We start from the raw sequence: 11643 nt of genomic DNA, 5'->3' as shown, positions 1-11643 counted from the left end.
TTTAGACATGCAAAACCCCCGAGGTTGGGTGTCCAACTTTCGGGGGTCAGTTCATTCATTGAAGCGGGGTTTTGTTTTTCGGAATTACTGGAAGGCCGTTTCGTAGAAACTGCGCAGCTTGCGCGAATGCAGTTTTTCCGGTGGCATGGCGGCCAGTTTCTGCACGGCACGAATGCCGATCTGCAGATGCTGGGCAACCTGCGTCTTGTAGAATGCCGTTGCCATACCAGGCAGTTTCAATTCGCCATGCAGCGGTTTGTCGGAAACACACAGCAGCGTGCCATACGGCACACGGAAACGGAAACCATTGGCCGCAATGGTTGCCGATTCCATATCCAGCGCGATGGCGCGGGACTGCGAAAGCCGTTTGACCGGGCCTGCCTGATCGCGCAGTTCCCAGTTGCGGTTGTCAATCGTCGCAACGGTGCCGGTCCGCATGATACGCTTCAGCTCGAAACCTTCGTAACCGGTCACTTCGGCAACGGCTGCCTCAAGCGCAACCTGTACTTCGGCAAGCGCCGGGATCGGCACCCAGACCGGGATGTCATCGTCGAGAACATGGTCTTCGCGCACATAGGCATGAGCTAGCACGTAATCGCCCAGGCGCTGGCTGTTGCGCAGACCGGCGCAGTGGCCAACCATCAGCCATGCATGCGGGCGCAGCACGGCAATATGGTCGGTGATTGTTTTGGCATTGGATGGACCAACGCCAATATTGACCAAAGTGATACCGGCATGGCCCTTCTTTTTCAGGTGGTAGGCAGGCATCTGCGGCAGCCGCGCCAAGGTCATGTCGGTGTCCGGGCGGTCAGAACCAGCGCGGGTCACGATATTTCCTGGCTCTACAAACTCCGTATAACCTTCACCACCCTTGGCCATCAGGTCGCGTGCCCAATTGGCAAATTCGTCGATGTAGAACTGGTAGTTGGTAAACAGAACGAAGTTCTGGAAGTGATTGGCGCTGGTCGCCGTATAGTGGCTGAGACGCGCCAGCGAATAATCGACACGCTGTGCGGTGAAGGGTGCCAGCGGTGCAGGTTCACCCGATACCTGATCATATTCCCCATTGGCGATCAGGTCATCGGTGTTGTTGAGATCGGGTGTGTCGAACAGATCGCGCAACGGCACATCCGAAAGAGACGATGTGGCCGACGCTTCCACATGGGCACCCTCGCCAAAGGCGAAATGCAACGGGATAGGCGTTGCCGATTCCGACACGGTGATCGGAACATTGTGGTTTCGCATCAACAGCTCAAGCTGCTCTTTCAGATAATGCCGGAAAAGATACGGCCGTGTGATGGTGGTGGTGTAAATGCCTGGCGACGTCACATGCCCATAGGACAGGCGGGAATCGGCATGACCAAAGCTGGTGGTTTCCATGCTGACCTGCGGGTAGCAGGCACGGTAGCGGCCGGTTATCGGCGCTCCGGCAGCAAGGTTTGTGAACGCATCAATCAGGAACTTGGTGTTGCGTTCGTAAAGCGCGGTCAGTGCTTCGACCGCCGCTTTATGATCTGTAAAGACCTGCGGCGCATAGGGCTCAGGGCTTATGAATGTAAGGGGTGGTATAGAAGGGATTCGTGTGCTCATGAGGCATTATAGATACGCTATTGAGACACGCAAGCGACAGCACGCAGCTATGAAGTGCAACTCGGCAGTTATTTTTTATCAGTAAGTTTGGTGGTTTCCATGGTCTGCCAAGCCCTGATGTTTTAACCCAGAGCGCCGCGCTGCAGGCTCATCAACAGAACAAAACCGGCGCCCTTGTTCATGGCGGTGCGTTCATTCTCTTTCATGGCGGCAAGTCCGGCAATGGGGCCTAAGAACATGGTGGCGATCAGTGCCAGGCGCATGCTGCTGAAAAGCGTGCTGGAGAAGGTTTTGCTCATCACTGTTTTCCTTCTCACAGAACCGTTGTGCAGTTGGATTGAATGGATTGGGTGCAAGGCGTCATGGTGCCAAGTTGCATGCGCTGGAAATTGCGGTGCGGGTTGATGGCAAGTGCCGCAAACGACATCGCAAAAATGACCATAAGCAGGGTGATGATCGTTAAACGCCGTATCAGAATTGCCATTGTCCGCTCCCCATTGCGAATGTGATGCTATGGTTTTGCCACATTCGGTCTGAACCATTGCTGAGAGTGAGGTTCATCTGGCATTCAGAAGCATTAACAGGGCTGAGAAACCGCAAGGTGGCACTTAACCATTGCTGCGCGCGCCCAATAGACAGGACCTTAGAATAGCCAGGCCTTAAAACATCTGAGCCAGGGAAGCTGGCGGGCTCCCTGGCTCTATCCCCGTTATTCATGCAGGAAAGTTCTAAAGTCGTGTCCATGTCTGTGACTTGCACAGGACCTTGAGAACGCATCCTTTCATTTTCAGGGAATTGCCGGAAACGCTGCCCGAACCACTATAGGTCTTGTCATTGGCCGGATCGGTAATTTCACCGGAATACTGATTGCCGGTGCCGCTCATTCGGCCAATCTGCTTGCCAGCGTGTTTGCCGGTTTTCAATGTCACGCAAAACGCGCTGCCGCAGGAGGCGATGGTGGCTGTTTCCCCACTTTGGGTTTTCCAGTTGCCTTCAATGTTTTCGGCAGCATAGGCCTGACCAGAGATCAGCAATGCCGCAACAAGCGCGATATATTTCATAATACCTCCTCCAGTGTTTGACGTCGTGCGACGCACGCCTCGTCATCAACTGCGTGCTCCTCCACGCGAGTTGGGCAATTTATAGTTTACGTTCACGTAAAAGGAAAGATTGTTGCAGCCCGATTTGCAGCTTTTCCACCTCGACAAAACGAGGAATTTTCACGGTTGGAAAAATCGCCGCTGTTTTTACAGTTAGCAAAGGGTTGAAATCGGCGGGTAAAATTTTCGTAAAATTTTCTCGAAACCCCTTAATTCTCAGGCAAAGCCATATTTAACAAAAACTCAAATTTACCAAGTGTTTGGACTTTGTTTGCCTCAAATTAATCATGCATTTTAAGCGTCCGTTGAAGCGGCTTTGGCATAGTAAGCCCATCAAACGAGCAGGGAATAACCCGCCAAACCGGGAGGATACGCAAAGCCGCAGAAGACGGCGCGATCCTTTCGGAAGCCCGGATAAGGGGCAGCAATACGACTGAACCAAAACAGGCTTTAACAGGGATAGAAAAACGATGGCACGCTTTGAAATTCGCGATATTGAAACGGCAGCAATCGGCGGTGAAGCCCGCGCCGATGTGTTCTGCAATCTGGGTTTGATCTACGCCACCGGCCGCGGATGCGACGTTGACGTGGTTGCCGCCCACAAGTGGCTGAACATTGCAGCAATCAAGGGATCCGAGCGCGCGGCAAGCCTGCGTGCCGACCTGGCCCGCAACATGAGCAAGGCCGATCTGGCCGCAGCACTGCGTGCTGCCCGCGAATGGATGACGATTCACTAGTTCGACAAGGCCCAAGGGCCAAACGGGTTACCCAAGGGAGGGTAGAACGAACATAACTCGCAAGAGGAACGCGGCGGGGAATTTGGGGCGGACTGACAACGAACGCAAATGCTGAAGGGCAAATCCATTTGCGACAAAGTTGCAGAAAACCGAAACTTGCGCTGACACATCAAACCGCGACTGGCAGGAACAAGGCCAGCGCGGTTTTTTCTTTTCAGACCAGCATTTCAGCCAGGACCTGTCAGCCCAGTTTCTTGAGCACCTTCGGCAGGGCTTCTTCAAAAAGATCAAGTGACGATTGAATGCCAGCGCTGACGCGTATGCAACGGTTGAGCGGTGCAACGCCCGGCATGCGGATGAAGACGCCATGTTCCATCAGGCCGTCGACGATGGCCTTGGCATATACGCCATCACGGCCACAATCGATGGTGACAAAATTGGTGGCGGAGGCAAGCGGGTTGAGACCGTTCGTGCGGGCAATTGCCGAAATGCGAATACGCGCCTCATCAATCTTCTGCACCACCTCGCGCAAATAGTCCTGGTCCTTGAGGGCCGCCAGCGCCGCCGCAACAGACACCCGTGCCATTCCGAAATGGTTGCGGATCTTGTCGAAGGCCTGAACATTGCCAAGTGTGCCGATCGCATAACCGACGCGCGCACCGGCCAGGCCATAGGCTTTTGAAAATGTGCGCATTCTCAGAATATTGGGCAGGCCGATCAGCGCCTTGACATCAGGTGTCGCGCCCTGTGGTGCCGTTTCGCAATAGGCTTCATCGAGAATAAGCAGACAGGTTTCCGGCAGGGATTTTGCAAAAGTCACGACATCGCCAGCGTTCCACCAGCTTCCCATCGGATTGTCCGGATTGGCGAAATAGACCAGCGGTGCATTTTCACGTTCCACCGCTGCCAGCAACCCGTCAAGATCTTCCCGGTCGTTGATGTAAGGCGTTGTAACGAGGCGCCCACCAAAGCCGTTGACGTGATAATTGAAGGTCGGATATCCGCCAAATGAGGTGACCACAGGTGTGCCGGGCTCAATGATCAGTCGGGCAATTTCGCCCAACATGCCGTCAACGCCGCTGCCAACCGCAATATTGTCGCGCGAAACACCGTGATGGATGGCAAGTGCTTCTTTCAGCTCATAATTTTCCGGATCGGCGTACATCCAGGTTTCACTTGCCGCTGCGTGCATTGCCTCCAGAACGGACGGTGCCGGGCCAAAACTGCTTTCATTGGCGCCGATGCGGGCTTTGACCGCCAGTTGGCGCTGACGCTCTATGGCTTCAGGGCCAATAAAGGGAACGGTGGAAGGCAGGGAGGCGGCAAGAGGAGTAAAGCGCGAAAATGCGGACATTGCATATCATTCCGGTATCGATTTGAAATCGACGACACAATAGGTTGAAAACCAGCCTGTGCAAGCCACGTTTTTGCCGAAACAGTCTTGCTCACGGACTGTTCAAGTCTGCGGGCTCGGTCAGGCTCCCCAAATAAAAAGGCGGAAAGTCATTCGCATGACGTCCGCCTTGAACGAGTATTTGCCCTGTGCCGTTACAGGCTGGCGTCGAAGCTCAACCTCTGCACGTGGTGCAGGAATTCCGGATCGATCAGCATGTTGAACCCGATAACGGCCTTTTCCTCTTCCCGGCGGATCAGGGTACAGCCAATTTCATCGCGGATGCCGAGGATCTCGAGAAAGAAATTGCTGGGAATTTCAACCTGTGGGCTGACTTCCAGTTCTGCGCCATAAAGCGAAATGGTTCTGACAAGGCAACGCACGCTGTCTTTTGTGCTGAGGTGGCGGCCGAGTACCACGATCTTGCCGGGGCGGTCGATCGTGAACTTCTCGTACATCTCGTCCTGAGGAACCGACTGCCGTGGATCAATGGTTACGTTCAATGGCATGACAACCTCCCGTGATTGCCCATTATTTATATATGAATCTACGCCTCAAGCATTGCCCCAAGCTTAATCAAATTTCTAAAATACAAAACAATGTGCATGATTTTGCCACACAACGACACGCAGAATTGCTTTTGCGCAGTTGTTCTGTGTGGTTGTATCGGCAGGTGTTGACGCAGACCGTACGCAGCGTTACGCCTTTGTCATGTGAATATGCATTCGGTTCTTCTTGATAAGAAAAATCGTGATGTGGGGGAGTTGGTGTTGTGAGTGGCAGACTGGTCATCGTGGGTGCAGGGCAGGCAGCCTTTGCACTCGCTGCAAAGCTGAGAGCATTAAAGGATGATCGGCCGATCACGATTTTAGGCTCGGAAGAGGTGTTCCCCTATCAACGCCCGCCGCTCTCCAAAAAATATCTTCTCGGTGAAATGACATTCGACCGGCTGCTGTTTCGGCCCGAGCAATGGTACGTTGACAATGCTGTCGAGCTCAGGACATCGGCCTGGGTTGAAGAAATCGACCGTTCCGCCAAGACCGTTCGTTTGCAGGATGGCAGTACCGTTGGTTACGAGACCCTCGCTTTGGCAACCGGTGCCGAACCACGCACCTTGCCGCCGGGTATCGGTGGCGATCTGCAGGGCATTTTTACGGTCCGCGACAAACGTGATGCCGATCGCCTGATGGCGGAAATGCGCCCCGGCCGTCATCTGCTGATTGTCGGTGGTGGTTATATCGGACTGGAGGCGGCAGCTGTCGCACGCCATCTTGGTCTTGAGGTGACGCTGATCGAAATGGCCGACCGGATTCTCCAGCGCGTCGCAGCGCGTGAAACTGCAGATACTTTCCGCCAAATCCATGCGTCACATGGTGTCGTTATCCGCGAAAAGACCGGGCTGGTTTGTTTGTCGGGTGAAGACGGCCACGTCAAAACCGCGGAGCTTTCCGACGGTTCAGTCATTGATGTGGATTTTGTCATCGTTGGTATTGGCGTAACGCCCAATGACCGTCTGGCACGCGAGGCCGGGTTGGATGTTGCAAACGGCATTGTTGTTGATGCCTTCACCCGCACATCTGACAATGCCATTCACGCGTTGGGCGATTGCGCCGTATTGCCATGGAAGGGTCAGCAGATCAGGCTGGAGTCGGTACAGAACGCCGTTGATCAGGCCGAGGCCGCCGCTGCCATCCTGACGGGGGGAGAAACGGCCTATAATCCCAAGCCCTGGTTCTGGTCTGATCAGTATGATGTGAAGCTGCAAATTGCCGGTTTCAATCTCGGTTATGACGAGACTTTTGTTCGTCCCGGTGCCCGGGAAGGCAGTCTCTCCATCTGGTATTTCCGTGAAGGGCAGTTCATCGCAGTCGACGCGATCAATGATGCCAAGGCCTATGTTACCGGTAAAAAATTGCTCGAAAGCGGCATCAATGCTGACCGCGCCATTCTCTCCGATATTTCTGCCGATCTGAAGCAGCTTCTTGTTTAAAGGAAAGTGCATGTCCGTTTCTGAAAATCGTTTCAAGACAGCCATTTCATCCGGAAAACCGCAGATTGGCTTGTGGCTGGACATGGGGGAGGCCATTGCTGCCGAGATCGCCGGCACATCCGGTTTCGACTGGCTGGTCATCGATGGCGAGCACGGGCCAAATGATCTGCGCAGCATTATTGAGCAGCTGAGAGCGCTGTCCAGTTCACCGGCAGAGCCTGTGGTGCGGGTTCCCGTTGGTGAAACATGGATCATTAAGCAGATGCTGGATGCAGGCGCTCGCACCTTGCTGGTGCCGATGGTTGATTCGGCCGAACAGGCGAGGGAGCTTGTCCGCGCCATCCATTATCCGCCACGCGGTATTCGTGGTGTCGGTGCAGCCGTTGCGCGTGCGTCCGCTTTCAACACCATTGATGACTACGCTGAAACGGCGGCTGAAGGTCTGTGTCTGCTGGTGCAAGTTGAAACCCGCGCAGCGATTGCCGATCTCGACAATATTCTCGCCGTTGACGGTATCGATGGCGTGTTTATTGGTCCGGCAGACCTTGCTGCAGATCTTGGTTATCTCGGCCGGATGGATGCGCCTGAAGTTCAGGAGGTCATCGAGAATGCCATCACCAGAATTGTTGCCGCAGGCAAGGCGGCTGGCATTTTGACTTTCAATGAAACATTCAACCGACGTTATCTCGAACTCGGTGCAACCTTTGTTGCGGTCGGCGCTGATGTCTTTGAATTTGCAACGGCGCTCAGAAACCTCTCGGCACGTTACAAGCAGGGGGCTTCTGCGGTCAAAAGCCCAGCCAAAGGATATTGATCTCAAGGGTGGCGTTTTTATCAACGCCATGCCCTAAGCTCTTGCTCAAGGGGTCTCAGTCGTCATTGCTGGCGTTCAACTTTTCAGGGGGAATTCCCTGTTCGCCAGAATGGAGAAATCCCTCATTCAGCAACCAGTCCCGCAGGATTTGCTTGACGGCGTCTTCCCTGTGTATCCGCCGTGAGCCTGCGTAGGCCGATAGGGCATTTTCAACGTCAGGGTCGAATTGCATGGCATTATCGATCTGCGACATTTCAATCAGTCCTCCTCAATGTGAATATTCCAACGGCAAAAGGGGCGTAAGACGCCCCTTTTTAGAAATTACCGTAAATAACTTATGGCAGACGCCAGCGGGACGGTGGCTGACTTGAATTGCTGTTGGCGATAAAATAGCCGATCGCAAATCCAAGAATGCCAACAGTCGTCAAAAGTGACGTTGCTGTGCCTGGGTTTTCCTTTACGGCTTCAACAACATTATAGCCCTGTTCGCGGACATTCTGGGCTACCTTGCGAACTCTACCACTTGCGTCACCGACAACGTCGGCCGCACTTTCAGAAAAATTTCCGGCGCGGGCCGATACTGACTTTGTCAGCGAATCGATTTGCGAACGCAGTTCTGCAATCTGACTTTCAATCGTGTCTTCTACGACATTGAGTTTGGTTTGTGCCATTACCAATCACCTCATCTTGTTACAAATGAGGAACGGATTGGCTACCAATTGGTTCCATGCCGGGTCGTCTTTCTTGGACACCGAACCCAAACACCTTGCCTGCCACGCACCCAAAAGCGGGCGAATGGCAGGCCAAATGTCAGAGAACGCCCGGAAGTGGGTCTATATGTCTTATTTTGCCTGCCGCTCAAGGACAGGCAGGCACATATCCAGATCGTGTGACGCCAGATGCGCATAACGCATCGTCATCTGCAGCGTCTGATGACCGAGCCACATTTGCACGCGCCTGATATCAATGCCGCCCTGAACGAGCCTTGATGCACAGGTGTGGCGCAGTATGTGCGGAACCACATCATCGTCACTGCCAAGTCCGACGCTGTGACGTGCCGCATGCCAGCTCGTGCGGAATTTCTGTTGATCGATGCCTGAAAACGGACCTTTCCCGCGCTTTTCCTGTGCGAAAACAGCGTCATAGGCACGCGCTGTCAGTGGCACGGAACGGCTGCGCCCAGACTTAGTGACCCAGAAGGTCGCACGTCTTTCCACGATATCGCCCCATTGCAGACCAAGACCTTCGCCAAGGCGTGCACCGGTATCGACCAGGAAGATACAAAGTCGTTGGTAGATTTCAGATTCTTTGCCGATGGCTTCAAAAAGGCGCCCCTCTTCATCCTGATCGAGAAAGCGAATACGCCCGGCCTTTTCCTTCTCTCGCCGGAATTCCGGCAAGCTATGGATATCCCCCATTTTATGCGCCTTGCGAAGCAACTTGCGCAGTGCGGCCATCTTTCTGTTGATGGTGGCATTGCTGTTGCCTCGGTTTCGCAGCTTGCCAATCAGGCCATCCAGCATATCCTGAGAAAACACAGTAAATAACGGATTTTCTAAAATTTCATGCAATTCGCCAATGAAATTATTGACGTTGTATTTGTGACTCCCCGGCTGCCACAGAATGTCCCCGTAGCGCTCGAGTAAGCCTTTTAATGAAACTTCTCTGACGAGCTTTGCTGCTGTCGTTAAATTATACCGATATGGAAAATCATAGGACGTGTAGTCCTTTGAAATACCCGTATCTTCGCCCATACATAATTGCTGCATCGAATATGCTCCTTTGCCCCCTTTCCGCCAATGATCACGGCTGGTTAAAATTTCATGAAATGCGACTTATATTTGTATTCTGAAATGCTGCAATTTTCGGTGGTTTTCATGGGGAAACAAATGCATACTTCAGCTGATACTTAGCTTCGTCCCCAAGCGTATCAGCCTCTGTGAGCGACGATGAATAATTCGTAACAAAAAATTCACCACGCTTATGGATTGAGCAGTCCCTAATGCCCAAAATGAAGAAGCCCGGCAGAAATGCCGGGCTTCACTGACACCAGTCAGATTAGAACGAACGGGTCAGGCGAACCCAACCAGAAGTGTTGTCGTCGCCAACGTCTGGGCTTTCGTAGTCAACAGTCGCGCCAACCTTGAGGCCAGTTGCGAGCTGGTATTCAGCAAGCAGACCAACGCCCCAGATGTCGTTGTTGGACTGGGTGTTCCAGTATGCAACAGACGGAGTGATCGTCAGCTTTTCAGTTGCCTTGAGAGCGTAAGAACCGGAAACAGTCCACTCGTATGCGTCGCCGTTGAAGCCGTCAACGTAAACGTTCTCACCGGAAGACCAACCAGCAGCAAGGTTCAGCTGACCTGGGCCAACGTTAGCAACGAGAGTTGCGTACAGAGCGCCTTCTTCAGTTTCTGTGTCGTAAACGCCGCGCAGAGCGAAGTCACCAGCGCCGAAGCTTACGAGACCGAAAGCTTCGAGACCGATTTCAGAACCAGGATTGGCAGTTGTAGAATACTGACCGGAAAGATCGTCTACACCGAGACCGAGGCGGAATGCGCCAGCGTCGTAGAGGTAGCTAACAGTGTTGAAGTTGGAAGCGTCAGCAAAAGCGTCGAGTTCACCGGCGATGCCAGTGTCATCCCACCATGTCAGAGCCTTACCAGCCTTCAGGCCGCCAACGGTGATGTAAGCCTGCTCGAGCGAAACGCCAGCGGAAGGAGCGCGCTCTTCACCGCTGTAGTTGCCTTCGAGACGGATGTAGGTGCCGATGGTGCCGAGCTCAGAGTCGGTCTTCGTGTCGAAGAATACGCGACCACGAGTTGCGGAGTACCAGTCGCTGGAAAAACCGCCAGGAGCAGGACCACCAACGTCTTCACCGAAACCAACGGTGAAACGAACTTCGCCGCCGATGCGCAGGCAGGTTTCAGTGCCTGGGATGTAGAAGTAGCCAGCGCCGAAAGCGTCGCAAACGCGAACGTATTCCAGGGGCTCTGGCTCAGCAGCGACGATAGCGTCAGCGGCCTGTGCGCCAGAAACTGCTGCGAGAGCTGCAGCGGAGCCGATGAGAAGGCTCTTGATGTTCATATTGACCTCCAGTCAAGTTTGACGGAAAACCGGAAAAACAAGCCCAAAAGGGCGAAATGGCAGCGAATCCATTCATTTTTGGAAATGGGCGGGTAATGGGGTGGTGAAAGATAATTGTTGGAATGCCCAAAACAGTCGCAGGCATGGAGCGAGCGAGATCATATATTGTATTTGGGAAATCATGGGGATGGCGGAGAGGATGGGATTCGAACCCACGATACGCTTTTGACGTATACTCCCTTAGCAGGGGAGCGCCTTCGACCACTCGGCCACCTCTCCGGTGCGGCCTGATTATTGCGTAACATTTTCGATTGCAAGGCCTTTTATCATTATCGATGAAAAACACTGCGCTTTCTTCACAGGGAACAGCCTCATGCACGCGCTATATATAGGGTGGCATGTTTGCAGGATGGGTTTTGGAAAGAATCACCCGACACCCTGTCACAGAATCGAGGGCGATTCTCTCGATTTGGAAATGAGAGGGTCGTCAGACGTTGCGCGCCAGTTGCTGACGGCCACATCACCAAGGCGTATTAATTGCCGAAAACACCAGGCTTTTGGCCATAAAAGCCCCCGAGTTTGTGCTGAAAGAATACGAAGTCCAGAGATGTAGTCTCGTTAAGTGACGGATTCAAAAGGTTTTTATTAATAAATCATAAACCTTTTCCACTGCGGGAACCATGTTTTGTGTCCTTTGCGCAACAGCGTGGAATGAAGCAACACGGGAAAGTGCGTTTCCGTGAAGATGTTGATTGCATGCGCGGGTTCGTTTTGTATTTTCAACATCAGGAAGCGCGGCGGTGGATCGTCCGTTTCTTAAATCGACGGGAATGGGGCAGGGAATGCTGTCCTTCAGCTAAGAACCCAGACCCTTGTGAAACTTGACTGGAGGTCAATATGAACATCAAGAGCCTTCTCATCGGCTCCGCTGC

At 53.3% G+C, this 11643-nt stretch carries 13 protein-coding genes and 1 tRNA gene; 3 read left to right on the top strand and 11 right to left on the bottom strand.

Annotated features, from left to right (window positions below):
• Nucleotides 1-84: 84 nt before the first annotated feature.
• From amn to RT613_RS22915, 4 genes are all read right to left on the bottom strand, one after another.
• Nucleotides 85-1590 (bottom strand): AMP nucleosidase, encoded by a 1506-nt coding sequence (gene amn, locus RT613_RS22930; protein WP_313618680.1) that lies wholly within the window; start codon nt 1588-1590, stop codon nt 85-87.
• A 122-nt stretch (nt 1591-1712) separates the two neighbouring features.
• On the bottom strand, nt 1713-1889 hold the full coding sequence (locus RT613_RS22925) for a hypothetical protein (RefSeq protein WP_313618679.1): 177 nt from the start codon (nt 1887-1889) through the stop codon (nt 1713-1715).
• Nucleotides 1890-1903: 14 nt separating this feature from the next.
• Nucleotides 1904-2074 carry a hypothetical protein gene (locus tag RT613_RS22920; protein WP_313618678.1) on the bottom strand — a complete coding sequence of 57 codons (171 nt, stop codon included), beginning with the start codon at nt 2072-2074 and terminating at the stop codon, nt 1904-1906.
• 244 nt (nt 2075-2318) lie between these two features.
• Nucleotides 2319-2651, bottom strand: coding sequence for a DUF2147 domain-containing protein (locus tag RT613_RS22915; protein WP_313618677.1), 333 nt, complete (start codon nt 2649-2651; stop codon nt 2319-2321).
• A gap of 509 nt (nt 2652-3160) precedes the next feature.
• On the opposite strand from RT613_RS22915, the gene RT613_RS22910 reads away from it, so the two are divergent.
• On the top strand, nt 3161-3427 hold the full coding sequence (locus tag RT613_RS22910; protein ID WP_313618676.1) for a sel1 repeat family protein: 267 nt from the start codon (nt 3161-3163) through the stop codon (nt 3425-3427).
• Nucleotides 3428-3668: 241 nt separating this feature from the next.
• On the opposite strand, the gene RT613_RS22905 is transcribed toward RT613_RS22910, so the two are convergent.
• Together RT613_RS22905 and RT613_RS22900 are read right to left on the bottom strand one after the other, a co-directional pair.
• On the bottom strand, nt 3669-4781 hold the full coding sequence (locus RT613_RS22905) for a pyridoxal phosphate-dependent aminotransferase (protein ID WP_313618675.1): 1113 nt from the start codon (nt 4779-4781) through the stop codon (nt 3669-3671).
• A gap of 194 nt (nt 4782-4975) precedes the next feature.
• Nucleotides 4976-5329 (bottom strand): hypothetical protein, encoded by a 354-nt coding sequence (locus RT613_RS22900; RefSeq protein WP_313618674.1) that lies wholly within the window; start codon nt 5327-5329, stop codon nt 4976-4978.
• A 263-nt stretch (nt 5330-5592) separates the two neighbouring features.
• Between RT613_RS22900 and RT613_RS22895 the strand changes: the two genes are divergently transcribed.
• Both RT613_RS22895 and RT613_RS22890 read left to right on the top strand, forming a co-directional pair.
• Complete coding sequence (locus RT613_RS22895) at nt 5593-6810, top strand: FAD-dependent oxidoreductase (protein WP_313618673.1); 1218 nt, start codon at nt 5593-5595, stop codon at nt 6808-6810.
• A 10-nt stretch (nt 6811-6820) separates the two neighbouring features.
• Entirely contained in the window at nt 6821-7624 is an 804-nt protein-coding gene (locus RT613_RS22890; protein WP_313618672.1) for an HpcH/HpaI aldolase/citrate lyase family protein, read from the top strand.
• 55 nt (nt 7625-7679) lie between these two features.
• On the opposite strand, the gene RT613_RS22885 is transcribed toward RT613_RS22890, so the two are convergent.
• The 5 genes from RT613_RS22885 to RT613_RS22865 form a co-directional block, all read right to left on the bottom strand.
• Complete coding sequence (locus tag RT613_RS22885) at nt 7680-7877, bottom strand: hypothetical protein (RefSeq protein WP_313618671.1); 198 nt, start codon at nt 7875-7877, stop codon at nt 7680-7682.
• 82 nt (nt 7878-7959) lie between these two features.
• Nucleotides 7960-8295 carry a hypothetical protein gene (locus RT613_RS22880; protein WP_313618670.1) on the bottom strand — a complete coding sequence of 112 codons (336 nt, stop codon included), beginning with the start codon at nt 8293-8295 and terminating at the stop codon, nt 7960-7962.
• Nucleotides 8296-8466: 171 nt separating this feature from the next.
• Entirely contained in the window at nt 8467-9378 is a 912-nt protein-coding gene (locus RT613_RS22875) for a tyrosine-type recombinase/integrase (protein WP_409558887.1), read from the bottom strand.
• A gap of 304 nt (nt 9379-9682) precedes the next feature.
• Nucleotides 9683-10711 (bottom strand): porin, encoded by a 1029-nt coding sequence (locus RT613_RS22870; RefSeq protein WP_313618669.1) that lies wholly within the window; start codon nt 10709-10711, stop codon nt 9683-9685.
• Between the two features lie 188 nt (nt 10712-10899).
• Nucleotides 10900-10990 (bottom strand) — tRNA-Ser (locus tag RT613_RS22865).
• Nucleotides 10991-11643: the final 653 nt, after the last annotated feature.

The sequence above is a fragment of the Agrobacterium sp. genome (assembly GCF_032092815.1).
GTDB lineage: Bacteria > Pseudomonadota > Alphaproteobacteria > Rhizobiales > Rhizobiaceae > Agrobacterium.
Note: the sequence above shows the minus strand (reverse complement) of the source record. Positions and strands in the feature narration are given on the sequence as shown.